We start from the raw sequence: 23,961 nt of genomic DNA on the forward strand, positions 1-23,961 counted from the left end.
GCCGGATTACCCCGTGGGCGGGGTCATCATGATCGGCGCGCGGAACATGGGAACCAGCCTAGCCAGCGTCGACCGGCTACCGCCCGCCCTTTTCCGTCGGTACGGTCAGCGCAGCCGAGCGGCCGACGCGAGGAAGCGGCGCCCCAGCTCCGGCGCGCCGTAGCGCAGGCAGTAGAGCCCGGTCGACACGCGTTCCAGGAAGCCCCACTCCCAGATCACCGCCGCGTCGACCCCGGACCGCAGCGCCAGCAGCCGGCAGTAGTCGCGGAGCAGCGCGTCCGGATCGGCGGCCGCGGCCAACTCGGGCAGCCAGTCCCGCAGCACCACGCCGAGGTCGTAGCCGGGATCGGCGAGGAAACCGTCCGGGTCGACGAACACGTAGCCGTCGCCGCGGCGCTGCAGCGCGTTGGCCGCGTGCGGGTCGCCATGGACGACGACCGAGCGATCCGGGTCGAACGCGGCCGCGCGTCGCTCCGCGTACCCCAGTGCGGTGTCGATCACCCGTTCCGGGCAGGGCCGGCCGAGCGCCGGCCAGGCCTCCGCGATGAACGCGCCCAACGCCGCGGCCTTCTCCGGGACGCTCGGCGGGGCGGCCGGCCGGGACACCTGCCAGGCCTCCCGCAGCAGCGCACAGAGCACCTCGATGGCATGTTCCGGCGGCGGCTCGACCGAGTCCAGGGACGGCCCGAGTCCCTCCACCAGCAACGCGTTGCGATCGCCGTCGAACCGGTGCAGCCGGGCATAGCCGCGTCCGCCGGCCCGGCGCAGCGTGTCGGCCTGCTCGGTCAGGTCGCCGTCCGGCTGGCCGAGCTTGAGCACCACCGGCTCACCGTCGCCGTCGGTGGCCCGCAGCACCAGCGAGGCACTGCCGCCGGCCAGCGGCTCGCCGACGGAAAGGTCCCAGTCAGCAGCCAGTCCGGCGACCAGGTCGGGCAGCCCGGCGAGCCAGGCGTCGCCCGCCGGTCCGAGCGAACGCGCACGGTCCCGGACCCGGTCCGGCAAGGAGAACATGCCCCGAACCCTAGGCGAGTGCGATCATCGTCACATCGTCTTAACGCGCCGACGTGGCGGCGGTCTCGATCCACGGCGCCGGGCGGGCTAGTATGCCGCTCATGACGGAGGCGGACCGCTTGAGGTTCAGGTACGCCGCCCGAACCGATGTCGGTCTGGTCCGCCCGCACAACGAGGATTCCGGCTTTGCCGGCCCGTATCTGCTCCTGGTCGCCGACGGCGTGGGCGGCGCTGCAGCCGGGGAGATCGCATCGGCGAGCACGGCATTTGCTCTGAGTTCGGCTGCGATCGTTCATGATCATCCCGATCTGACCGGTTTTCTGGCCGAGGTGATCGAGGTTGCTCACCGGCAGCTGCGTGACGACGCGGAGCTGCATCCGGAGCGTCGGGGAATGTCCACGACGTTGACCGCGATCATGTCCGACGGCGACACCTGTGCGATGGCACATGTCGGGGACTCGAGGGCCTACCTGCTCCGGGACGGCTTCCTGACCCAGCTCAGTCATGATCACACGCTCGTGCAGCGGCTGATCGACACCGGCGAGCTGACCGAGGAGGAGGCGCTGAGCTACCCGTACCGGAGCGTGGTGCTGCAGGCGGTCGACGACCGGCAGCCGCCGGTGCCCGACCTGTGCGAGCTGGAGCTGATGGTGGGGGACCGGCTGCTGATCTGCAGCGACGGGCTCAGCGACCTGGTCGACGACCAGCAGATCGCCGACCTGCTCTACATCCACGATCTGGACGACGCGGCGAAGGCGTTGATCGCGGCGGCGGTGGACCGGGGTGGCCGGGACAACATCACCTGCGTGATCGGCGAGGTCGAGACCGGTCCGCTGATCCGCCGGCACGGTCGTTTCGTCGGCGCCTGCGGGCCGGACAACCTGATCGATCCGACGCCGGTCCGGCTCGAGTCGGCCCAGGTACGGATGGGTGCGTAGCCGGTCGAAACACTGCCCGTTCCCGCACGCCGGCCGCTGTACTAGGGTCGGACGATGGCGAAGTACTTCGATGTGCACCCGGACAATCCCCAGCCCCGCGCCATCGGACAGGTCGTCGACCTGGTACGTGACGGCGCGCTGATCGCCTATCCGACGGACTCCTGCTACGCCCTCGGCTGCCAGCTCGGCAACCGGGACGGGCTGGAGCGGATCCGCCGGATCAGGCAACTGGACGACAAGCACCACTTCACGCTGGTCTGTCGCGAGTTCGGCCAACTGGGCCAGTTCGTGCACATCGACAACGCCGTGTTCCGCAGCATCAAGGCGGCCACGCCCGGCAGCTACACGTTCATCCTGCCGGCCACCAAGGAGGTGCCGCGCCAGATGCTGCACCCCAAGAAGAAGACCGTCGGGGTACGGATCCCGGACCACGTCACCACCCAGGCCCTGCTCGCCACACTCGGCGAGCCGCTGTTGTCCAGCACGCTGCTGCTGCCCGGCGAGGAGGACCCGCTGACCCAGGGCTGGGAGATCAAGGACCGGCTCGACCCCGAGCTGGACGCGGTCGTCGACTCGGGCGACTGCGGCGCGGAGCCGACGACGGTGATCGACTTCTCCGACGGAGCGCCGGAGGTTGTCCGGGTCGGTGCGGGGGATCCGGCCCCGTTCGAGTGAGGAGGCCGCGATGCGGTCGATCTGGAAGGGCGCGATCTCGTTCGGCCTGGTCAATGTGCCGGTCAAGCTGTACAGCGCGACCGAGGACCACGACCTGTCGCTGCACCAGGTGCACGACGCCGACGGCGGCCGGATCCGCTACCAGCGGCGCTGCGAGGTCTGCGGCAAGATCGTCGACTACGAGCACATCGACAAGGCGTACGACGACGGCAGTACCACCGTCGTCCTGACCGAGGACGATCTTGCCGCGCTGCCTGAGGAGCGGAGCAAGTCGATCGACGTGGCGCAGTTCGTGCCGAGTGATCAACTCGATCCGATCAGTTTCGACCGGAGCTACTTCCTCGAGCCGGACAAGGCGGCCGTGAAGCCGTACAAGCTGCTCCGGGACGCGCTGGCCGAGTCGGACCGGACGGCGATCGTCACCTTCGCGCTGCGCCAGAAGAGCCGGCTCGCCGCACTCCGGGTCCGCGGCAAGGTGATCATGCTGCAGACCCTGCTCTGGGACGACGAGGTACGGGAGGCCGACTTCGACGTGCTGTCCTCCACGGCGTCGGTGTCCAAGCAGGAGAAGAAGATGGCCTCGTCGCTGATCGACAGCCTGGCCGGCGACTTCCGGCCGGACGCGTTCACCGACGAGTACCAGGAGCAGTTGCGGACCCTGATCGAGGCGAAGAAGGCCGAGGGCGAGGCGCTGGACACGGCCGCCACATTCGGCGTCGAGGAGGAGGACGGCGAGCCGGGCGAGGTGATCGACCTGGTCGAGGCCCTGCGGCGCAGCGTCGAGGAGGTCGGCAGTCGCCGTACGGCCAAGAAGTCCGGTGCCAAGAAGGCGAGCGCGAAGAAGAAGACCACCAAGAAGGCGGCGGCCAAGAAGTCCACGGCGAAGAAGACGGCGGCCAAGAAGAAGGCCAGCTGACGACGGCGACCACTCCCTGAGCTTGTCGAAGGGCAGGCCCGTTCCAAGCCCTTCGACAGGCTCAGGGCACTGACGGGCCGCCCTTCGACAGGCTCAGGGCACGGTGGCGCGGCGGACGAGTTCGAAGCAGGCGACGGCGGCCGCGCTGGCGACGTTGAGGGACTCCACGGCGCCGGGCATCGGGATGGTGACCCAGTCGGTGATCAACTCGGCGACGTGCGGGGTGACGCCGTCGGTCTCGCTGCCGAGGACGAGCGCGACGGCCGGGCCGAGCTCCACGGTGAAGATCGAGTGATCACCGGACGCGGCCAGCCCGACCAGTTGGAAGCCGGCGTCGCGGAGTTGCCGGGCCGCCTCGGCGGCCGTACCCGACCGCAGCACCGGCGCCCGGAACGCGACCCCGGCCGAGGCCTTGATCACCAGCGGGTCGATGCTCGCGACGCCGCGGTGCGGGACGACGATGCCCTCCAGTCCGGCGGCGGTCGCGGTGCGCAGGATCATCCCGACGTTGCTCGGCGTCCGTACCCCGTCCAGCAGCAGCACCCGACTCGGCCGGTCCGGACCGTCCAGCGCAGCGGTCAGGGTCCGCATGCCCGGGGCGAGCACGTCCGCCAGCACGCCGTTGTCGTGCTTGCCGTTGCCGGACAGCAGCTTGATCCGGTGCGCCGGCGCCCGCTGCACGTCGATCCCGCGGCCGCGCGCGGTGGACTCGATCTGACGGGCGGCCGGCCCGCGCTCGCCGTCGGCGATCATCACCTTGTCGATGGCCAGGTCGGGGTCGTCCAAGGCCGCCTGCACGGGCCGATGGCCGTACACGGTGATGAAGCGGTCCTTCGGTGAATCGGCCCTGGGCATGGCGGAGAGCCTACGCCCGGGCTCAGAGGGCTACCGGCGGGATCCTCGCGTCGGCCCGGTACCCCTCGAACAACGGGCCGCCGAACTGGTCCAGGATCTGCTCGGCCACCTTGGCGATCGGCCCAGGGTCACCGGTCCAGGCGGACCGCGCCGCACCCAGCAGGTCGTCCTGCCAGCGGCTGCCGGTCTCGGTGTCGAACCGTTCCAGCTCGGTCACCAGCGCCTTCCCGTGGCCGACCCAGCGCTTCGAACCGGCCAGCAGCAGGTCGGCCGACGACTCCAGCAGGCCGGTGCCGATCATCCCGATCCGGTCCTGGTCCTGGGCACCGCGCAGGTCGTCCAGCAGGTCGGTGACCCGATAGCGGCGGGCGTCCAGTTCGGCCTGGCTGAGCGCTTCGGGACCGGTCCGCAACCAGTCCAGGCAGCGCCGCTGCCAGGTGGCGCCGGACCCGTCGTTGTCGGCGAGGATGATCGACTCGCCGATCAGCCGGATCGTGGACGGCCGGCGGCTCTCCAGGCTCCGGTCGCAGAAGTACGTCAGCGAGTCCTCGGTCTGGACGAAGAACTCGACCGGGTAGCCCTCGTACCGCTCCGACGAGCGGTACGGAGCCGGCGGACCGGGCAGCAACACGGTCAGGTCGAGGTCGGACGTGGGGGTCGCGGTTTCGGCCACGAAGCTCCCGCCCAGCCAGGCGGCCCGGAGATTGGGGAAGCGATCCCGGACGAGTCCGCGGGCGAGGTCGACGAGCTGGAAGTCGATCACCCGGTACATTCTGCGGCCTTTTCGTGATTTTCGTACCGGAAATCGTGATTCCGTCTCATTGGACAAGGCTCTGAGTAGGGCGGATCGACCGGTTCCGGGTGCGGCGTCATCCGTCCGCCGCCGGGTACCACTAACATCGGCGCAATGACGTCCTGGCCCGGTCTGCCGCTCAGCAAGTTCGCCGCTACGACAGTCCGGGTGGTCGCCTCCGCATGATCGCTCTGCTCTCGGCCGGCGCTGTCGGCCTGCTGTTCAGCCTGCTGGTCACCCCGGTCGCGATGCGGCTGTACGCCCGCTGGGGCTGGGGCCAGCCGATCCGGGTGGACGGCCCGACCACACACGAGGTGAAGCGTGGCACGCCCACCATGGGCGGGCTGGTGTTCATCACGGGATCCCTGGTCGGCTACTTCTTCGGCCACCTGGTCGGGCCGGGCGTCGCGATCTCGCCGAGCGCGCTCCTGGTGATCCTGATGCTGGTCGGCCACGGCATCGTCGGCTTCCTGGACGACTTCACCAAGACCCGACTGCAGCGCAGCCTCGGCCTGACCGGCTGGCAGAAGATCGCCGGCCAGGTGACGGTGAGCACGCTGTTCGCGATCCTGGCGCTGCAGTTCGCCGACCCGCTGACCGGGCTGACCCCCGCCTCGACGGCGATCTCGTTCACCCGCGACATCCCGTGGCTCAATCTCGCCGCGCTCGGCCTGGTCGGCGTCGTGCTGGTGCTGGTCTGGATCAACCTGCTGGCGGTCGCCACCTCGAACGGCGTCAACGTCACCGACGGTCAGGACGGGCTGGCCACCGGCTCGACGATCCTGGCCCTGTCGGCGTTCATCTTCATCGGCTTCTTCCAGTCCAGCCAGGCCTGCCAGAGCGCCACCCGGTCGCTGGAGCACGCCTGTTTCCAGGTCCGCGACCCGCTCGACCTGGCGATCATCGCGACCGCGCTGTCCGGCAGCCTGATCGGCTTCCTCTGGTGGAACGCGCCGCCGGCGAAGATCATCATGGGCGACACCGGCGCCCTCGGCCTCGGCGGTGCGCTCGCCGCGCTGGCCGTGCTCAGCCGGACCGAGCTGCTGCTGATCGTCATCGGCGGCCTGTTCTGCGTGATCACCGGCTCGGTGATCGTGCAGCGGGCGTACTTCAAGCTGACCAAGGGCAAGCGGATCTTCCTGATGAGCCCGCTGCACCACCACTTCGAGCTCAAGGGCTGGGCCGAGGTGACGATCACGATCCGGTTCTGGATCATCGCCGGCGTCTTCATGATCACCGGCGTCGGGATCTTCTACCTCAGCTGGCTCGGCAGCTGACCGGCGCGGTCAGGCGAGCCGGAACGCCAGCGTGTGCTGCCACCGGGACAGGTCGGGCTGCTCGGCCGGATCGGTCTCGTAGATCTCCAGCCGGGCCGCCCAGCGGCCGTCGGTGACGTCGAACCGGTGACCCTCGGCGGCCGCCCAGTCGAGCAGGCGTCGGGTCACCTCCATCAGTTCGTCCGGATGGCCGGTGTGGGTCACGGTGGCGTAGCGGCCGGCAGGCAACACGCCGCTGCGGATCTCGCCGTCGCCGGGCCGTTCGGTCGCCGTCGGGACACCGACCTCGACCTCGAGCTCGGCGGGCATGTCGATCTCGTTGTACTTCCAGAACGGCGGGCCGGCGGGCGCCTCACCCAGTTCGGCGAGCCGGGCGAACACCCGGCCGTGCACGGTGGGCAGGTTGGCGAGGCCGCTCATCGGGGTGCGGCTGACGATGAAGAGGTACGGCTGCGCGGCACGATCGACGATCCGCGGCTCGGTCATCACAGGATCCATGGAACTGAGACTCGCAGAACCGGCGGGACTCAGCGGCCCGAACGGATCTCGATCGCGCGCGGCGGCACCGGCCCGGGCAGCGTGCGCAGCGGGCCCCGGCCCGGCGTGATCGAGCCGAGCACGGACGGATGACGGGCGCCGGTGCCGGACGGCAGCGTGCCGGGCAGCCCGTGCACGGTGAGGAAGCCCAGGAGCGCGAACAGGATCGCCTCCTTGGCCGCGGACGGCAGCCCGAGCTCGTCGGCCGACCGCAGCGGCACCGGGTCGAGCAGCGCGGCCAGCCGGCCGGCCAGGGTCGGGTTGCGCAGCCCGCCGCCGGCGGCCACCACCTCGGTCGGGGCGTGCCGCAGGATCGCCTCGGTCACCGTACGGGCGGTCAGTTCGGTCAGCGTGGCCAGCACATCGTCCAGCGAGTCCTCGTTCAGCGGGAGCACGCCGTCGAGGTGGCCGAGGTGGAACAGTTCCTTGCCGGTCGACTTCGGCGGCTGCCGCCGGTAGTACGGCTCCGCGAGCAGCCGGTCCAGCGCCTCCGGCAGCACCCGGCCGCGGGCCGCCCGGGCTCCGTCCCGGTCGTACGGCTCGCCGGTGACGGCCCGGACCGCCGCGTCGAGCAGGGCGTTCGCCGGCCCCGTGTCGTACGCCAGCGGAACTATGGGCGCCTGTCCTTGCGCGGAGCGGAGCGGGGGTTCAAGGGGGTCGTCCCCCTGGTCCCTCGGATCGGTGCCGAGGCCGACGGTGATGTTCGCGATGCCGCCGAGGTTGAGCGCGACCGGGTTGCCGGGCCGGGACCGCAGCCACAGCACGTCGAGCAGCCCGACCAGTGGCGCGCCCTGGCCGCCGGCGGCGATGTCGCGGGCACGGAAGTCGGCGACCACGGGCAGCCCGGTCCGTTCCGCGATCCAGGCCGGCTGGCCGAGCTGCAGGGTGCCCCGCGCGGCGCCGTCCTCGACCCAGTGGAAGACCGTCTGCCCGTGCGACGCGACGAGGTCGGCCCGGCCGTCGCACAGCTCGTCGACGGCCCGGGCGGCGACCTCGGCGAAGCTCTGGCCGATCTCGGTGTCCAGCCGGCAGATCAGTTCAGCACCGATCAGACCCGGCGGCAGGGCAGTCGCCAGCGCCTCCCGAAGGTCCTCGGGGTAGGGCTGCGAGACCAGCCCGAGCGGGCGCAGCGTGATCACGTCGCCCGCGAAGTCCAGCTCCACCGCCGCGGCGTCGACCGCGTCGAACGAGGTCCCCGACATCATCCCGATCACCCGAAGCGGCACAGCGTCACGGTAACCGATCGGCCGAGCCTCCTAGCCTGGGTCTCGTGCGCTCCCATGTCACCGCCCGGCAGCAGGAGTTGCTCGACCTGGTCCGGGACCGCGGCACGATCACCGTCCGCGACCTGGCCGCCCACCTCGACGTCCACGTGATGACGGTCCGCCGCGACCTGCACCGGCTCACCGAGCACCACCGGGTCGAGTGGCGGCACGGCCGGGTGCTGTGGCCCAGGACGCCGTGGCAGCCGGACCCGCCGGCCGCCGACCCGGGCGTGACGGTCGGGATGATCGTCCCGGTCCGGGACTACTACTTCGCCGAGGTGATCCGGGGCGCGCAGGCGGTGGCCGCCGAGCGGGGCGTCCGGCTGGTCGTCGGCCTGACCGGCTACCGGGAGAGCGGCGACGCCGAGGAGCTGCGCCGGCTGCTGGCCGCCGGCGTGCAGGGGCTGCTGTTCACGCCGGCCGGCGACTCGACCATGATCGCTCCCGGGGCGGTGGCGGCGCTGGCGGACCGGGCGACGCCGTTGGTGATCATGGAACGTTGCCTGCCGGCCGGCCATTCGCTGGCCGGCCACGACGCGGTGTTCGCCGATCACGCGCACGGCGTCGGGCTCGCCCTCCGCCACCTGGTGAGCGTCGGCCGGCAGCGGGTGATCATGATGAACCGGCACGCCGTGCCCGGCACTCGATACCGGGACGGCTATCTGGCCGCGATGCGCAGCCTGGGCCTGCCGCTCCCGGTGCCGCCGCTGGAGTCGGTCGGACCGGCCGCGGAGTCCCGCCCGTTCGCCGAGACCGTACGGTCGCTGGTCGGGCTGGTCCGGGCCGGCCGGGCCGACGCGATCATCATCCAGAACGACAGCAGCGCGATCGACGTGGTCCGCGCGCTGGTCCAGGAGGGGATCAGGGTTCCGCGTGACCTGGCGGTGATCTCCTACGACGACGAGCTGGCCGAGCTGTGCGAGATCCCGCTCACCGCGGTGTCGCCGCCGAAGCGGCTGATCGGGGCACACGCCCTGGAACGGCTGCTGCGCAGGATCGCGGCCGCCGGCGAACCGGCGGGGGACGCGGCACCGGAGCCGAGTTGGCATCTCGGGCTGGTGCCCGAGCTGGTGCTCCGAGACTCGACGCCGGGCTAGCCGGCGCAGTGTTCCTTTTGTGCCGTTCCCGCGGATCGTTGTGCCGCCTCGGCGGGTCTTGATAGGAAGTCGGCAACGCTGACCCACGAGCCGGAGGACAGCCATGACACCGACGTCAGCCCTGCGCCCACACCGACCCCGAATCGGCCGGACGGTGCTGGCCGCCTTCCTGATCACCGTCGTGATCACCGCGGGATCCACCCGAACCGCCGTTGCGGCGATCCTCTGGGACGGCAACGCCAGCAAGGGATTCGACGTCTTCGCCGCCGTGCTCTGCGACGGCGGCCACGCCTCGGTCACCGACTGGAACGACGGGCACGGCGCGATCTTCTCGGTGCACAAGCCCGCCGGCAGCGACCGCTGCGAGCTGCACAGCATCAACGACGAATCCCTGCTCGGCAACAACCGGACGCTGTGGTTCGGCTGGGAGCTGAACACCAGGACCGGCAACGCGCAGACCGTGTTCCAGTGGAAGTCCAACGGCACCGGTGATCAACATCAGCAGAACTATCCGGTGATCATGAAGGTGGAGGACGACCGGCTCAAGGTTTGGTACGTCGCGCCGGGGGAGACGTGGATCGCGATCGGCAGCGCCGCCTGGACCCCCGGGACCTGGAACGCGATCCAGGTCGGCCTCAGCACCAGCTCCGGCAGCACAGGGTCCGTCGAGGTGTTCCTCAACGGGAGCCGGATCGCGGCCCGGTCCGGGATCCGTACCTGGGACGACCTGGGCAACAAGCCACGCTGGGGCACCTACGGGGCCACCATCGCCGACACCGCATCGCACGTCTGGGTGGACGATCCCAGGCTCGGCACCGATCGAGGAGCTGTCTCATGATCAACGACATTCCCGGGGACGGCCCGGCGCACCACTGGTCCCGGCGCCGGCTGCTGGCCGTCGGCGGTACCGGCCTCGCCGGCACCATCTGGCTGGCCGCCCGGCCGCTGGCCCCGACCACGGCGCGCGCCGAGACCGGGTTCGAGGGGCTGCGGGAGCGCGGTCGTACGCTCCATCTCGGGCCGCCCTTCGACGCCTCGGCCGAACCCTTCGCGTCCGCACTGGCGACCATGATCAGCACCGCCTCCCGCTATGCCGCGGACTTCGCCCCGCGGCCCGGCGCACTGTGGCCCGACCTCGACTACGCCGACCCGGAGCCCGACACCGACCAGGAGTCGTACGGCTATTCGGCGCGCATCTCGACCTCGTACACGCGACTGCTCACCCTGGCCGAGGCCTACGTCCGGCCGGGCACCGCGATGACCGGCGACGCGGCGGTGCTGGACCGGATCCGCACCGGGCTGGACCAGCTCGACGCGGAGGTCTACGGCGCCGGCCGACCGCGGTTCGGCAACTGGTGGGACTTCCAGATCGGTTCGCCGCAACGGCTCGCAACCACCGCGTTGTTGATCTTCGACTAGCTGACCGCTGATCAACGCGCCCGGTACGCCGCGGCGATCGAGCACTTCGTCCCCGACTCGGCGGTCGCGAACTACACCGGGACCAGCACCGGGGCCAACCGGGTCGACCTGTGCCGGGCGATCATCGGCGGCGCCCTGCTCAGCGGGAACGAGGCGCGGATGGCGCTCGGCCGCGACGCGCTCTCGCCGGTGTTCCCGTACGTGACGACGGGGGACGGCTATTACGCCGACGGCTCGTTCATCCAGCACACCACCGTTCCGTACATCGGCGGCTACGGTGCCGTCCTGATCGACGGACTCGGCTGGGCGTTCTCGCTGCTGGCCGGGTCGGCGTGGGAGCTCACCGATCCGAACCGCGAACTCTTCCTGGACACGATCGACACGGCGACGGCGCCGTTCATCGTCAACGGCCTGATGATGGACAACGTGTCCGGCCGCGGGATCAGCCGCAGCGGCAGCAGCGAGTTCCGGCGTGGCACCCCGGTGCTCGGCGCGATCGCCGTGATCGCCAAGGGGGTCGACGCGGACCGGGCCGCCCGGTGGCGGTCCATGATCAAGGGCTGGCTGGCCCGCAACCACGTCGATCCGCCGCTGGCCGACCCGCGGCAGTCGCTGGTCCGGCTGAGCAATCTCAAGGCGATCATGGACGACGCGACGGTGCGGCCGTCGCCGGAGCCGGTCGAGCACCGCGTCTTCGGCAGCATGGACCGGGTGACGCACCGCCGGCCGGGCTGGGCGGCGGCGATCTCGATGGCGTCCCGCCGGATCGCGTACTACGAGGTCGGCAACGGCGAGAACCTGCACGGGTGGCACACCGGGTCGGGCTGGCTGCAGTGGTGGACCGACGAGACGATCGGCCAGTTCTCCGACGCGTTCTGGCCGACCGTCGACCCGTACCGGCTGGCCGGGACGACCACTTCGCTGAAGCCGCTGCCGAACGGGGCCGGCGGGGACTGGGGTGCCGCCAAGCCGGACAGCGCCTGGGCCGGCGGCTGCACCGACGGCGAGTTCGGGGCGGCGGGCCAGGACCTGCGCGGACTCCAGTCGACGTTGCGGGCCCGGAAGTCCTGGTTCAGCATCGACGAGGGCATCGTCTGTCTCGGCGCCGGCATCGAGGCCGGCGACGGCCACGAGGTCGACTCGGTGATCGAGAACCGCCAGCTCGGTGAGGACGCGGCCGGGCTGGTCGTCGACGGAGGACCCCTGGCGCTCTCGGACGGTGTGCCGGTCCGGCTCCGCCGGCCGCACTGGGCCCATCTCGAGGGCCACGCCGGCTATCTGTTCCCGGCGCCGATCCGGGTCACGGCGCTCGACCAGCGGCGGACCGGCCGTTGGCGCGACATCAACAACGGCGGGCCGACCGACGCGATCACCCGCCGCTACCTCGCCCTGTACGTCGATCATGGGGTCGACCCGGCCGCGGCCGACTACGCGTACGTGGTCCTGCCCGGGGCGACCGCGGAGCGCACCGCCGAACTGGCCGCCCCGGCGCAGCGCGGCCGGATCAAGATCACCGCGAACTCGGCCACCGCCCAGGGCATCGAGGTCGATCATCTCGGCCTGCTGGCGGCGAACTTCTGGGCGCCGGGCCGGGTCGGCACCCTCGTCTCGTCCGGCCCGGCGTCGGTACTGGTCCGACGCGACGACGACCGGACGGCCGTGATCTGTGTCGCGGACCCGACCCGTTCCGGCACCGGTCTGACGATCACCTGGGACCGGCCGGTCGCCGCAGTGGTCAGCCGGCCGGACACGGTCACCAAGATCACCACCGGCGACCGGCTGGTGATCGAGTTCTCGCCGCTGGCCGACGCCGCCGGCGCGACCCAGCGGATCCAGGTCCGGCTGCCCTGATCGGGCTCCGCGGCAGCCGCCGTGAAAGCATCGGGCCATGAGCGTGTCACCTGGACCGACCGAGCTGGCGGCCCGGCTGCCGCGGCTGTTCCTGCCGAGCCGGATCGACTACGCCAACTGCGAGATCACCTTCACCGTCGACCCGGTGCCGGAGGAGGCGATCAACCGGCTCCATCTGCTCGCCGTGACCAGCGAGGGAGAGGTCGTCGTCTGCGAGAGCGTCGAGGGCTGGCGGTTCCTGCCCGGCGGCCGTCGCGAGCCGGGGGAGTCGGTCGACGAGCTGGCCCATCGGGAGGCGATGGAGGAGGCCGGGCTCCGGCTGGATGCGCCGCCCGTCGTCTTCGGCGCGCACGTCGCGGTCAGCGACGACCCCGCCCCGTACCGCGATCATTTCGCGCACCCGGTCGGCTACTGGGCCTACGCTCACGTCCCCGCCACGATCGTCGCGGAACCGACCAGCCCACCGGACGCGGAGCAGATCACGGGCGTGCACACGCTTCCGGCCGAGCGTGCGATCGAGTACCTGGAGGTGCACGATCCGTACCATGCCGACGTGGTACGGCTTGCCATGTACACCGGGATCATCCCCTCGGGCGACGGCTGAGCATGGCAGACTGACCGGACGTGAAGCGTCCTTGGCTGATCGGAGCGGTCGCACTCGGCGTGGTGATCATCGTCGTCGCCGTGATCGCCGTCCTCGGCGGCGCTGGCGGACAACCGTCGGCGCAACCCGATCGGCCGGAGTTGCCGGTCAAGCAGGAACTGATCGAGCAGGCCCGACCCGACCCCGGTTGTACGAAGGTGGCCCGGCCGAAGCCGACCGGTACCGGTGCGATCAAGCTCGGCGTGATCCGGCTGCTCGGCCACTGCCTGATCTCCCAGACGGTGCTGGTCGCCGAGACCGAGGTCGGGGCGAGGCTCGAAGCGCTGCGGAAGGAGCGGGACGTCGTCGCCGCGGACCGGGCCGAACAGCCGCAGCCGCCCGAATCGCCGCGCGACCCGTACCCGGCGACGGACGGCACCGAGGCGAAGCAGTGGGGACTGGACGCACTGGGCGGCGCGGCAGCGCTGCGGGCGTTGTGGCCGGACGATGCGCCGGAACTCAAGATCGGCGTCGTCGACAGCGGCCTTGACCCGGAGCAGGCCGAGTTCGGCGACCGGGTGATCGCGGTCAAGGACACCGAACTCGGCAGCGACGCCTACGAGTCCCACGGCACCGAGGTGGCCGGCATCATCGCGGCCGCCGACGACGGCACCGGGATCACCGGCCTGGCGCCCGAGGCGAAGCTGCTCGACGCCCAGTACTGGCGTGACGGCGAGTCGGTCGGTGAGGAGGGGATCCACGACGAGATCATCTGGGCCGTCGACCAGGGCGCTCGGGTGATCAATCTGTCCGCCGGCAGCAGCGACACGTCCCTGCTGCGGGCGGCCTACGCCTACGCGGAACTGAGCCGGGTCGTGCTGGTGCCCGCGGTCGGCAACTGCGGCGGCACCGGCCGCCGGATCTCGCTGCCGTGGGAGCGTGAGTACGACCGGAAGCACTGCGACCGTCCGGACGAGGTCGCCGGCCAGGCCGATCAACCGACCGTCCTCGGTGTCGGCGCCCTGACCGACGACGGCGACCGGGCCGACTTCTCCTCGGCGAACCGGACCGTGATGATCATGGCTCCTGGCCAGGACGTGCTGTCCACCTGCGTCAGCCGGATCGCCGGGCCGCGCACCCTGTGCACGAACGACGGGACCTCGTTCGCGGCGCCGTTCGTCACCGGGGCCGTGGCGATCCTGCTGGCCCGGCATCCGGAAGCCCGGCCGGCGGACCTGCGGCAGGCGTTGATCATGACCGCCGACCCGATCGAGAGCGAACGCGGCAATCGCAACGACGAGTACGGCTACGGCAGGCTCAACGTGATCGCCGCCGCGAAGTATCTCGATGATCATCCGCCGGAGCCGCTGCCCGAGCAGCCGGTGATCGCCGCCGCCCAGGTCACCGGGACCGAGTCCATCGCTCACCGTACCGAATTGATCTTGGACGACGGCGAGACGCTCGAGGTGCAGAAACTCGATCCGGAAGGCGCCGTCCCGTCGATGGCGTTCAGTGCCGACGGTGCCTGGTTCGCCGCCAGCGACGGCAAGGTGCTGACCGTCGTCGACGCGTACACCGGACGGCAGCAGTCGACCGAGTGCGAGTGCGGCGGAGTCGCGTTCAACGGCAGGAACCAGGTGCTCACCGCGCAGGTCGGCGGCGGCAAGGTCAAGGTCGCCCAGTACGACCCGCTGACCGCCGACTGGACCGGCACCACCTACGCCCCCGAGCTCTATCCGAGCGAGACCGGGGCCGCGAAGGTGGTCGGCGCCGCCGGCGATGTCGCCCTGCTCACCGTCGGACCTCAGCAGGTGAACCTGGACGAACTGGTCGGGGTCTGGCCGGACAGCACCGTGGTGAGGCTGCACAACACCGAGGAGGGCATCGGCCGGGTGGCCGCGTCACCGGACGGCCGCTACGTGGTGGCGACGGGCACCAAGACCTGCTGGGCCGACCCGCGTCAGTACCGGCTGATCGACCTGGCGAAGTCGAAGGCCGGCGGGAAGCCGTACGCGAAATGGGTGACGCCGTCGGCGGCGCTGTCCTGCTGGCCGACCTCGCTGCACTTCGAGGGCGACGTGCTGCACGCGGCCTGGATCGCCGCCCACGACGGGGTCCGGGACACCTGCCCCGAGTCCGACTCCAGCGACCCGTCGACCGAAGGCGTCGGTTCCAGCCTCGAGATCGGCGAGTTCAAGGCGTCGGACGCCTACACCGAGGAACCCTGGTCGAAGCTGACCTGCGGCACGGCGGGTGTCTGGCACCTGACCAACGGCGAGCAGTTGCAGCTCAAGGCCGGTCCGTTGATGCCGTCGCTGGACCGCTCGCCGTACCACTACAAGCTGGTCCGGGTCCGTCCCGGCGGCAAGGCGGACGAGACGATCGCCGACCAGGCCGAGGACCTGATCATCCGGCCCCGCTGATTCCTGGCAGACTGACCCGACGTGAAGCGTCCCTGGTTGATCGGAGCGATCGCGCTCGGTGTCGTGATCGTCGTCGTCGCCGTGATCGCGGTGGTCGGTTTTCTCGATGATCAACCGACCGCCCAACCGGACCGGTTGGAGCCGCCGGTCAATCACGAGTTGATCGAACAGGCGCGCCCCGACCCGGCCTGCTCCAAGCTCCCGCCGGCCAAGCCGTCCGGCGCCGGCGACGTCCAGCTCAGCGTGATCAAGCTCCGCGGCCACTGCCTGGTCCCGGAAACCGTCCTGGTCGAAGCGGCCGAGCTCGAGGCGAAGCTGGCGGAACTGCGGAAACAGCCCGACGTCGTCGCAGCGGACCCGGCCCAGGCCGCGACGCCGCCGTTCGACGATCTCGAGACCGGCGAAGGCCGGCAGTTCGAACAACAGTCCCGGGACTCGCTCGGGGGTGATCGCCTGCTGGAGCTGTGGCCGCAGGACGGGCCGGAGATCCGGGTGGCCATGGTCGACGCGGGCGTCGACGCGACCCACCCCGAACTGGCCGGCCGCGTGATCGCGACCAGGGACACGGTCCTCGGCACGGACCGCAGCCGAGATCACGGCACGTTCAGCGCCGGAATCGTGGCCGCCGCGGCGGACGGGGTGGGCATCACCGGCATCGCGCCGAACGTGAAACTGCTGGACGCCCAGTACTGGCGCGACGGCGGGAACTGGGGTGTGGCCGAGGGCATCAACCAGCCCGGGATCGCCGACGAGATCATCTGGTCGGTCGATAACGGCGCCCAGGTGCTCAGCGTCTCGGCGACCCAGGTCGAGCCTTCGTCGACGCTGACCGCGGCCTACGAGTACGCCGAGTTGAACGGCGTGGTCGCCATTGCCGCGGTCGGGAACTGCGGCCGGAAGTCCGGGGCGGAGCGAGACGAGTACTGCCGCCGGCGCGACGACGTGATGGCGCAGGCCGATCAGCCGACGGTGCTCGGGGTCGGTGCCACGTCGAAGGGAAAGAAGGCCGCGTATTCGTCGGCCAACCGGACCGTCCAGCTGGTGGCGCCGGCCGGGGACATCCACGAAGCCTTCTGGCCCGACGACAAGACGCTCTCGACGTGCATCAACGATCCGGCCCGTCCGCGAACGCTCTGCAAGGGCATCGGCACCTCCTTCGCGGAGCCGATGGTGGCCGCCGCCGCGGCCATTCTGGTGGCCCGGCATCCCGAGGCAGCCCCGGCGGACGTCCGGAATGCCTTGATCATGACCGCGAACCGGGACGATCTCGACCTCGAGGCGGGGCACCGCAACGACAAGTACGGCTACGGCCGGCTGGACATCCTGGCCGCTGCGAAGTATCTCGATGATCATCGGCCGCAGCCGAAGCCGGAGCAGCCGGCGATCGTCGCCGCGACCCGGACCGGTGGCAAGGTCGAATTGATCTTGGAAGACGGCAAGAAGGTCACCGTGCAGAAGCTGGGCACGGGGGATCAGCCGGCGTTCGCGTTCAGTGCCGACGGCGCCTGGTTCGCCGCCGCCGACGGCACGTCGCTGACCGTGGTGGACGCCTACACGGGCCGGCAGCAGTCGGTCGAGTGCGCGTGCCACGGCGTGGCGTTCAACACGAAGAACCAGGTGCTCACCGCCCAGGCCCGTGGCGGCTTCAAGATCGCCCGGTACGACCCGCTGACGGCCGACTGGACCGGGAGCACCTTCGCGCCGAAGCTGCCGGCCGGCGGCATGGACGCACCCCGGCTCGTCGGCGCCGCAGGCGACGTGGCACTGGTGACGCTGGCTCAGGGCGAGTACGCGAACAGCCTGTACGGAGTCTGGCCGGACAGCACCGCGGTCCAACTGGACGGCGGCGGGCTGGCGTACACCACGGTGGAGGCCTCGGCCTCGGGCCGGTTCGTCGTCGCATCGAGTCCGCAGTCGTGTCCGCGCGTGATCGACGTCGAGAAGACCCGGTCGTCCGGCAAGCCCTGGACGAAGTGGCTCTGGTACGACGACACCTTCTGCGCGACCGCGACGCTGGCGCACTTCGACGGCGACAAGTTCCTGCACCTCGGCTGGCTCGGCTACCAGTCGATGCAGCGGAGGCCCGCCTGCCTGAAGCCCGGCCAGGACCAGGTTCCGGTGACAGGTCGGCTGCCGATCGGCGAGTTCAAGCCGAGCCGCGAACCGGTCGACCTGCCCTGGAAGGATCTCGACTGCACGGCCTCGGGCATCTGGCCGCTGCGGAACGGCGAGCAGATCAGGGCCCGCGGCATCCCGGGCCCGACCCTGCCGTTCAAGTACGCGATCGTCCTGGCGAAACCGAACGGCGAGGGCGAACGGACCCTGGCCGAGAAGGTCGACGAAGTCGCCGTCCGGCCGCGTTGATCACGCGTCGAGGTCGACCCGCCGATCCCGTCGATCCACGGCGTCCATGATCAACTCGGCCAGCCGGGCGATCTTGAGCCGGGCCCGGCGGCCCGACGAGGGGTCGTCCACGGTGAGCTCGCCGGCACCGGCCTCACTGTCGCCGATCACGCCGATCAGCGCGTCCCGCCGGGACCGGGAGTCCTGGATCCGGCGCCCCACGCTGCCGTCCGGCTCCAGCCGGACCCGAACCCCGGCGGCACCGAGCAGCCGGGCCGCGTCGTCCGCGGCCGCACGGTGCGCCTCGCCGACCGGGAGCAGGCAGAGCTGCACCGGGGCCAGCCAGACCGGCAGCCTGCCGTCGTACGCCTCGAGCAGGAACGCCGCCATCCGTTCCATGGAGCCGATGATCCCGCGGTGGATCATCAGCACCCGATGGTCAGCGCCGTCCTCGCCGACGTAGTTCAGGTCGAACCGCTCCGGCTGGTTGAAGTCCAGCTGTACGGTCGCAAGGGACTCCTCCCGGCCGGCCGCATCACGCACCTGGACGTCGATCTTCGGACCGTAGAACGCCGCCTCGCCGGCCGCTTCACGCCACTCCAGCCCGCGCCGGCGACCCGCCGGACCATGATCATCACCGGCCAGCAGCGACCGCAGCTCGGCCTCGGCCTGCCGCCACTGTTCCGCCGACCCGAGGTAGCCGGCCCCGTCGTCGCGGCAGGACAGCCGGAGATACTCGACCTCGATGCCGAGCACCGCGAACGCGTCCAGCAGGGCGTTCAGGGCCAACTCCACCTCGTCCCGCAACTGGTCCGGCCGGCAGAACACGTGGGTGTCGTCGAGATCGATCTGGCGGACCCGGCTCAGGCCGCTCAGCGACCCGGACGGCTCGGACCGGAACATCGGAGCCAGCTCGTTGTAGCGCACCGGCAGTTCCCGGTAGCTGTGCTGCTGCGCCGCGAAGATCATCGCGTGGTGCGGGCAGTTGGCCGGCCGCAGCACCAGGTGATCACCACCGACCGGCATCGGCGGGAACATGTCCTGGCTGAATTTCTCCCAGTGCCCGGACCGTTCGAACAGGGCCTGCTTGCCGAGCACCGGCGAATACACCGGCTGGCACCCGGAGGCCAGCGCCACCTCGCGGGCGAACTTCTCCAGCTCGTGGCGAATCACTGCGCCGGCCGGCAGCCAGAGCGGCAGGCCGGCACCGACGTCGGGATGGCCCGCGAACACGCCCATCGCACGGCCGATCTCGCGATGGTCGCGGGCGGCCGGTCTGTCCTGGTCGATCATGATCATGCTCCTTGGAGTTCGGGAGGAGCCGCCCGGGCACGAGAAAAGCCCCGGAGCAAGCTCCGGGGCTTCGATGCTGAAGAGGTCAGCGAGCGCGCCGGAGGTCGTCCGGCGTCGTGGTGTGCAGTGACCGCTGATCCATGGCGCTCACCGTACTCGCGCGGAAAGTCCTCCGCAACAAGGAATCCGTCAGGAGCGCGGCCGGGGCCGGCGCCGGCCGGTGGAGCCGCGGATGATCAACTCGGCCGGGAACACCTCGCGGCGCGGCGGCAGCTCCGGCTCGGCCAGCCGGTCGCCGAGCAGCTCGACCGAACGGGCCGCCATCGCCGCCAGCGGCTGGTCGACGGTGGTCAGGTCGATCGATTTCCAGCCCGACTGCAGCGTGTTGTCGAACCCGACCACCGAGATGTCGTCCGGCACCCGCAGGCCGCGTTCCTTGATCGCGTTCAGCGCGGCGAAGGCGAGCAGGTCGTTGTGACAGAAGATCGCGGACGGGGGATAGCGCCGGTCCAGCAACCGTTCGGTGCCGGCGAAGCCCTGCTCGTAACGGAAATCGGTCCGGATCCGGAACTCGTCCTTGAGCTCGATTCCATGATCGGCGAGCCGGCCCAGGAAGCCCGCGGTGCGCTGGGTCGCGGTGCTCGTCCCGGCCGTGCCCTCGATCATGGCGAACCGCCGGTGACCGAGCCGGTGCAGATGATCGACGACGGCCGCCGCCCCGGCCGCGTTGTCGCCCTCGACCGAATCACAGGCCAGCTCGACGGTACGGTTCGCCAGCACCAACGGGAAGCGGCGCCGGACCAGGTCGTGCAGGATGCCGAGCGTTGCCGTCGCGGCGGTCAGGATGATCCCGTCCACCCGTTGCTGCAGCAGCAGCTCCACCGCCTCCTGTTGATCACCGGCGTGCCCGTTCTGCAGCAGCATCTGCTGGCCCCGGTCGGCCAGCGTCCGCCCGATCTCCTCCAGGAACTCGGGATAGAAGGGATTGGTGATGTCGGAGACGACCACGCCGACCAGTCCGGTGCGGCTGGTCACCAGGCCGCGGGCGACCGCGTTCGGCGAATAGCCGAGGGACTTGCTGATCTCCAGGATCCGGGCCCGGGTCTCCTCGGAGACGACACCGCCGTTCAGCGCCCGGGACACGGTGGCCTGAGAGATCCCGGCGGCCCGCGCGATGTCCACGCTGGTCGGCGCCTTCCGCCGTTCGCTCATCATCTAGATTCCTTCCGTGCGAATCCTCGACATCCGCCACCTCACCGTACCCATCCAATCGGAGATGGCGAACGCGTACATCAGCTTCGCCAGCATGGACGTCAGCGTGCTGGCGATCATCACCGACCAGGTCCGGGACGGCGAGCCGGTGATCGGTTTCGGCTTCAACTCCAACGGCCGCTACGCCCAGCCGGGCATCCTCGACCACCGGATCATCCCGCGGGTGCTCGGCGCGCCGCCGGACAGCCTGATCGACCCCGACACCGGGCACCTCGATCCGGCCCTGATCTGGCGGGCCGCCATGATCAACGAGAAGCCGGGCGGACACGGTGACCGGGCCGTCGCCGTCGGCATCCTCGACATGGCCGCCTGGGACCTGGCGGCGAAGCTGGCCGGCCGCCCGGTGCAGCAGCTGATGGCCGAACGTGCCGCGTCCGGGACCGGCACGCCGGTGGACCGGGTCTGGGTCTACGCGGCCGGCGGCTACTACTACCCCGACCGCGGCACGCCGGCGCTGCTGGACGAGCTGCGCGGGTACCTGGAGCTGGGCTACCGGACCGTGAAGCTCAAGATCGGCGGCGCGCCGCTGACGGAGGACCTGGCCCGGATCGAGGCCGTGCTGGCCATGCTGCCGACCGGCGCCGACCTCGCCGTGGACGCGAACGGGCGGTTCGACGCGGCCATCGCGATCAGTTACGCCGAGGCGCTGCGGGATCTGCCGCTGCGCTGGTACGAGGAGCCGGTGGACCCGCTCGACTACCAGGCGCTCAGCCAGGTGGCCGAGGTCTACCCCGGACCGCTGGCGACGGGGGAGAACCTGCTGGCGCGGCAGGAGGCGGTCAACCTGGTCCGCTACGGCGGCCTGCGCCCGGACCGGGACGTGCTGCAGATGGACTCGGCGCTGAGCTACGGCTTCACCGAGTACGACCGGACCCTGGTCGCGCTCACGGAGCACGGCTGGTCGCCGTCCCGCTGCGTGCCGCACGGGGGACACCAGTTCAACCTGGCGATCGCCGCGGCCTGTGGGCTGGCCGGCGCGGAGTCGTACCCGGGGATCTTCGAGCCGTTCGGCGGCTTCGCCGACGCCGACCAGGTCGTCGACGGCTACGTCACCCTGCCGGACGTGCCGGGGATCGGCCTGGAGCAGAAGTCCTCGCTGGTGCCGGTGCTGGACCGGCTGCGCGATCGCTGACCGCGATCCGGAGCGCGTTTCCCAACAGTTGAGCCAGAACGCCCCCACCCTTGCTCACTATCCTCCGATTGTTGTAATAATCTTCGGTATATCGAAGTGAGCGCAAGGTCTGCGGAAGGACGGGGCGGATGACCGAGCGGACAGAGCCGGCCGGGCTCGGCGGGGTGATCAGCGTCGTCCAGACGCCGTTCGACGACGCCGACGAGATCGACGCGGCGGCGCATCGGCGGCAGCTGGACTGGCTGTTCGCCGAGGGTACGGACGGTGTCGTCACCGGCATGGTCTCCGAGGTGCTGCGGCTGACCGCCGACGAACGGGACCGGCTGGCGAGCCTGACCTGCGAGGCGGCCGACGGGCGCGGCCCGGTGATCGTCAGCGTGGGCGCCGAGTCGACCCACACGGCGGTCCGGCACGCCAAGCACGCGGCCCGGGCCGGCGCCGATGCGGTGATGGCGGTGCCGCCGGCGCTCACCGCGGTCGGGGACGACGAGTTGTTCGGCTACTTCGCGACGATCGCGGAGTCGTCCGGGCTGCCCGTCGTGGTCCAGGACGCCTCCGGCTACGTCGGGCGCTCGCTGTCCATCGAGCTGCAGGCCCGGCTGTTCTGGGAGCTCGGCGACCTGGCTCTGTTCAAGCCGGAGTCGCCGCCGATCGGGCCGAAGGTGTCCGCGCTGCGCAAGGCGACCGACGGCGGCGCCCGGATCTTCGAGGGCACCGGCGGGCTGCACCTGATCGACAGCTTCCGCCGCGGCGCGATCGGCACCATGCCGGCGGGCGACCTGGTCTGGGCCATGGTCCCGCTGTGGCGGGCGCTGACCGCGGGCGACTACGACCGGGCGTACGAGATCGGCGGGCCGCTGGCCATGGTGATCACCCACCAGTCCAGCCTGGACACGTTCGTCTCGGTGGAGAAGCACAACCTGGTCCGGCAGGGCGTGCTGCCGTCGGCCCGGATGCGCGGCCCGGTCGGCGCGATCGGCGACGAGGACACCCTGGCCGAGGTGGACCGGCTGGTCGACCGGCTGCGCGCCGTGGTCGAGGCGGGCCGGTGAAGCTCCGCGACGTCACGCCGTTCCTGCTCCGCGGCACCGAACGGTACGGGTCCGGTGCCACCGGCACCGAGGCGACCGACCAGGGCGACTGGCTGCTGCTGATCCGGGTCCGCACCACCGACGGCGGCCAGGCCTGGGCCGACGTGGAGACGCTGGCGCCGGTCGCGGCGCGGGTGGTCCGCGGCGACGGGATGGGGGCCATGGGCTTCCGTACCCTCGAGGAACTGCTGGTCGGCCGCGAGTTCGAGGACCCGGCCGAGCTCTGGGACGAGCTCTACATCGGCTCGGTCTACTACGGCCGCCGCGGCGTCGCGATGCAGGCCCTGTCCGCCATCGACAACTGCCTCTGGGCGCTGCGGGCCGAGCAGGACGGCGTCGCCCTGGCCGACCTGCTCGGCGGCCGCCGCCGGGACCGGATCCCGGCCTACGCCTCGACCCTGTTCCGCGGCACGCCGGAGGGGAACGCCGAGGCGGCCCGGGCCTACCGCGAGCGCGGCTTCCGCGGGGTGAAGTTCGGCTGGGGCGGCTTCGGCGTGGACGCGGTCCGGGACGGCGAGATCCTCACCGCGATCACCGAGGCGCTCGGCGACGTCGCGCTGATGGTCGATCCGGGCTGGTATCTCGACGACGGCGGCCGACCTCGTCTGCGTACCCCGGCGGAAGAGGGCGCGATGCTCGGCCTGCTCGCCGACCACCGGCCGACCTGGGTCGAGGACATCGTCCATCCCGAGGAGTTCGAGCGGTACGCGGAGCTGCGCCGGGACCACCCGACGCTGCCGTTCGCGGCCGGCGAGCAGCAGGCCACCCGCTGGGAACTCGGCCGCCTGATCGAGACCGGGGGACTCAGCTACCTGCAGCCGGACCTGTCCCGCTGCGGCGGCCTGACAGTGGCCCGGCAGCTGGTCGAGCCGGCGGTCCAGGGCGGCATCCAGGTGGTCACCCACTCCTGGTTGACGGATCTGTTGCACGCCTACAGCCTGAGCCTGCTGGCCACCCTGCCGGCCGCCCCCTGGGTCGAGTTCAACGTCGCGCAGAGCGAGCTGAGCCGGGGCGTGGTGGCGCGCCGGATGATCCTGGAGCCCGACGGTACGGTCCTCGTCCCGCAGGCGATGCCCGAGATCGACGAGACCTTCGTGCAACGCCACGCCGTCCAGCCCTGAGCCTCGACCCTCACGCTCCCTGAGCCTGTCGAAGGGCAAGGCCCGAACCGGCTCGTCCCTCCGACAAGG

General features: G+C 71.0%; 20 protein-coding genes and 1 pseudogene. 14 read left to right on the plus strand and 7 right to left on the minus strand.

Translation table 11 applies throughout. The features are described from left to right. Positions 1-105 precede the first annotated feature (105 nt). On the minus strand, positions 106-1,011 hold the full coding sequence (locus AC6CCG_RS18955) for an aminoglycoside phosphotransferase family protein (protein WP_496656147.1): 906 nt from the start codon (positions 1,009-1,011) through the stop codon (positions 106-108). A gap of 101 nt (positions 1,012-1,112) precedes the next feature. On the opposite strand from AC6CCG_RS18955, the gene AC6CCG_RS18960 reads away from it, so the two are divergent. Genes AC6CCG_RS18960 through ku form a run of 3 tightly spaced genes read left to right on the plus strand, consistent with a single transcriptional unit; the run spans position 1,113 to position 3,540 of the window. Further along, positions 1,113-1,949 (plus strand): PP2C family protein-serine/threonine phosphatase, encoded by an 837-nt coding sequence (locus AC6CCG_RS18960; RefSeq protein WP_496656148.1) that lies wholly within the window; start codon positions 1,113-1,115, stop codon positions 1,947-1,949. Between the two features lie 54 nt (positions 1,950-2,003). After that, complete coding sequence (locus tag AC6CCG_RS18965; protein WP_496656149.1) at positions 2,004-2,624, plus strand: L-threonylcarbamoyladenylate synthase; 621 nt, start codon at positions 2,004-2,006, stop codon at positions 2,622-2,624. A 10-nt stretch (positions 2,625-2,634) separates the two neighbouring features. Continuing rightward, entirely contained in the window at positions 2,635-3,540 is a 906-nt protein-coding gene (gene ku, locus AC6CCG_RS18970) for a non-homologous end joining protein Ku (RefSeq protein ID WP_496656150.1), read from the plus strand. A 93-nt stretch (positions 3,541-3,633) separates the two neighbouring features. On the opposite strand, the gene AC6CCG_RS18975 is transcribed toward ku, so the two are convergent. Then, positions 3,634-4,395 carry a TrmH family RNA methyltransferase gene (locus AC6CCG_RS18975; protein WP_496656151.1) on the minus strand — a complete coding sequence of 254 codons (762 nt, stop codon included), beginning with the start codon at positions 4,393-4,395 and terminating at the stop codon, positions 3,634-3,636. Positions 4,396-4,417: 22 nt separating this feature from the next. Beyond that, positions 4,418-5,158, minus strand: coding sequence for a nucleotidyltransferase domain-containing protein (locus AC6CCG_RS18980; RefSeq protein ID WP_496656152.1), 741 nt, complete (start codon positions 5,156-5,158; stop codon positions 4,418-4,420). Between the two features lie 212 nt (positions 5,159-5,370). Between AC6CCG_RS18980 and mraY the strand changes: the two genes are divergently transcribed. After that, on the plus strand, positions 5,371-6,465 hold the full coding sequence (gene mraY / locus AC6CCG_RS18985; RefSeq protein ID WP_496656153.1) for a phospho-N-acetylmuramoyl-pentapeptide-transferase: 1,095 nt from the start codon (positions 5,371-5,373) through the stop codon (positions 6,463-6,465). 9 nt (positions 6,466-6,474) lie between these two features. On the opposite strand, the gene AC6CCG_RS18990 is transcribed toward mraY, so the two are convergent. Both AC6CCG_RS18990 and AC6CCG_RS18995 read right to left on the minus strand, forming a co-directional pair. Beyond that, the gene (locus AC6CCG_RS18990) at positions 6,475-6,951 is read right to left on the minus strand and encodes a GyrI-like domain-containing protein (protein ID WP_496656154.1); all 477 of its coding nucleotides are present in this window, start codon (positions 6,949-6,951) and stop codon (positions 6,475-6,477) included. Positions 6,952-6,992: 41 nt separating this feature from the next. Beyond that, complete coding sequence (locus AC6CCG_RS18995) at positions 6,993-8,228, minus strand: anhydro-N-acetylmuramic acid kinase (protein ID WP_496656155.1); 1,236 nt, start codon at positions 8,226-8,228, stop codon at positions 6,993-6,995. Positions 8,229-8,272: 44 nt separating this feature from the next. Here AC6CCG_RS18995 and AC6CCG_RS19000 point away from each other — a divergent pair, with 44 nt between their 5' ends. The 7 genes and pseudogenes from AC6CCG_RS19000 to AC6CCG_RS19030 all read left to right on the plus strand — a co-directional run bounded on the left by AC6CCG_RS19000 (position 8,273) and on the right by AC6CCG_RS19030 (position 18,004). Beyond that, complete coding sequence (locus tag AC6CCG_RS19000) at positions 8,273-9,364, plus strand: LacI family DNA-binding transcriptional regulator (protein ID WP_496656156.1); 1,092 nt, start codon at positions 8,273-8,275, stop codon at positions 9,362-9,364. 103 nt (positions 9,365-9,467) lie between these two features. Beyond that, on the plus strand, positions 9,468-10,202 hold the full coding sequence (locus AC6CCG_RS19005; protein ID WP_496656157.1) for a heparin lyase I family protein: 735 nt from the start codon (positions 9,468-9,470) through the stop codon (positions 10,200-10,202). Next, positions 10,199-11,329: pseudogene (locus AC6CCG_RS19010) on the plus strand (hypothetical protein); the annotation flags it as partial. The gene AC6CCG_RS19005 and the pseudogene AC6CCG_RS19010, both read left to right, overlap by 4 nt. A 96-nt stretch (positions 11,330-11,425) precedes the next feature. Continuing rightward, positions 11,426-12,634, plus strand: a complete 1,209-nt coding sequence (locus AC6CCG_RS19015) for a polysaccharide lyase family 8 super-sandwich domain-containing protein (RefSeq protein WP_496656296.1) — start codon at positions 11,426-11,428, stop codon at positions 12,632-12,634. A 37-nt stretch (positions 12,635-12,671) separates the two neighbouring features. Then, positions 12,672-13,238: an NUDIX hydrolase gene (locus AC6CCG_RS19020; RefSeq protein ID WP_496656158.1), complete on the plus strand. Its 567-nt coding sequence runs from the start codon at positions 12,672-12,674 to the stop codon at positions 13,236-13,238. Positions 13,239-13,258: 20 nt separating this feature from the next. Further along, positions 13,259-15,640, plus strand: coding sequence for a S8 family serine peptidase (locus tag AC6CCG_RS19025; RefSeq protein WP_496656159.1), 2,382 nt, complete (start codon positions 13,259-13,261; stop codon positions 15,638-15,640). Between the two features lie 21 nt (positions 15,641-15,661). Next, on the plus strand, positions 15,662-18,004 hold the full coding sequence (locus AC6CCG_RS19030; protein ID WP_496656160.1) for a S8 family peptidase: 2,343 nt from the start codon (positions 15,662-15,664) through the stop codon (positions 18,002-18,004). On the opposite strand, the gene thrS is transcribed toward AC6CCG_RS19030, so the two are convergent. After that, on the minus strand, positions 18,005-19,276 hold the full coding sequence (thrS, locus tag AC6CCG_RS19035) for a threonine--tRNA ligase (RefSeq protein ID WP_496656161.1): 1,272 nt from the start codon (positions 19,274-19,276) through the stop codon (positions 18,005-18,007). It lies immediately after the preceding gene. Positions 19,277-19,465: 189 nt separating this feature from the next. Continuing rightward, on the minus strand, positions 19,466-20,491 hold the full coding sequence (locus AC6CCG_RS19040) for a LacI family DNA-binding transcriptional regulator (RefSeq protein WP_496656162.1): 1,026 nt from the start codon (positions 20,489-20,491) through the stop codon (positions 19,466-19,468). A 13-nt stretch (positions 20,492-20,504) separates the two neighbouring features. Between AC6CCG_RS19040 and AC6CCG_RS19045 the strand changes: the two genes are divergently transcribed. The 3 genes from AC6CCG_RS19045 (at position 20,505) to AC6CCG_RS19055 (ending at position 23,892) form a co-directional block, all read left to right on the plus strand. After that, complete coding sequence (locus AC6CCG_RS19045; protein WP_496656163.1) at positions 20,505-21,680, plus strand: enolase C-terminal domain-like protein; 1,176 nt, start codon at positions 20,505-20,507, stop codon at positions 21,678-21,680. A 128-nt stretch (positions 21,681-21,808) separates the two neighbouring features. Beyond that, complete coding sequence (locus AC6CCG_RS19050; RefSeq protein WP_496656164.1) at positions 21,809-22,732, plus strand: dihydrodipicolinate synthase family protein; 924 nt, start codon at positions 21,809-21,811, stop codon at positions 22,730-22,732. Continuing rightward, positions 22,729-23,892, plus strand: a complete 1,164-nt coding sequence (locus tag AC6CCG_RS19055) for a mandelate racemase/muconate lactonizing enzyme family protein (RefSeq protein WP_496656165.1) — start codon at positions 22,729-22,731, stop codon at positions 23,890-23,892. Before AC6CCG_RS19050 ends, AC6CCG_RS19055 begins: the two co-directional genes overlap by 4 nt. The last annotated feature ends 69 nt before the right edge of the window (positions 23,893-23,961 follow it).

The organism is Microlunatus sp. YIM B11417 (assembly GCF_059617205.1).

Coding starts and splice junctions, on each gene's coding strand:
- AC6CCG_RS18955 (WP_496656147.1), bottom strand. CDS start 1,011: ATGTTCTCCTTGCCGGACCGGGTCCGGGACCGTGCGCGTTCGCTCGGA.
- AC6CCG_RS18960 (WP_496656148.1), top strand. CDS start 1,113: ATGACGGAGGCGGACCGCTTGAGGTTCAGGTACGCCGCCCGAACCGAT.
- AC6CCG_RS18965 (WP_496656149.1), top strand. CDS start 2,004: ATGGCGAAGTACTTCGATGTGCACCCGGACAATCCCCAGCCCCGCGCC.
- ku (WP_496656150.1), top strand. CDS start 2,635: ATGCGGTCGATCTGGAAGGGCGCGATCTCGTTCGGCCTGGTCAATGTG.
- AC6CCG_RS18975 (WP_496656151.1), bottom strand. CDS start 4,395: ATGCCCAGGGCCGATTCACCGAAGGACCGCTTCATCACCGTGTACGGC.
- mraY (WP_496656153.1), top strand. CDS start 5,371: ATGATCGCTCTGCTCTCGGCCGGCGCTGTCGGCCTGCTGTTCAGCCTG.
- AC6CCG_RS18990 (WP_496656154.1), bottom strand. CDS start 6,951: ATGACCGAGCCGCGGATCGTCGATCGTGCCGCGCAGCCGTACCTCTTC.
- AC6CCG_RS19005 (WP_496656157.1), top strand. CDS start 9,468: ATGACACCGACGTCAGCCCTGCGCCCACACCGACCCCGAATCGGCCGG.
- AC6CCG_RS19015 (WP_496656296.1), top strand. CDS start 11,426: ATGGACGACGCGACGGTGCGGCCGTCGCCGGAGCCGGTCGAGCACCGC.
- AC6CCG_RS19020 (WP_496656158.1), top strand. CDS start 12,672: ATGAGCGTGTCACCTGGACCGACCGAGCTGGCGGCCCGGCTGCCGCGG.
- thrS (WP_496656161.1), bottom strand. CDS start 19,276: ATGATCGACCAGGACAGACCGGCCGCCCGCGACCATCGCGAGATCGGC.
- AC6CCG_RS19040 (WP_496656162.1), bottom strand. CDS start 20,491: ATGATGAGCGAACGGCGGAAGGCGCCGACCAGCGTGGACATCGCGCGG.
- AC6CCG_RS19050 (WP_496656164.1), top strand. CDS start 21,809: ATGACCGAGCGGACAGAGCCGGCCGGGCTCGGCGGGGTGATCAGCGTC.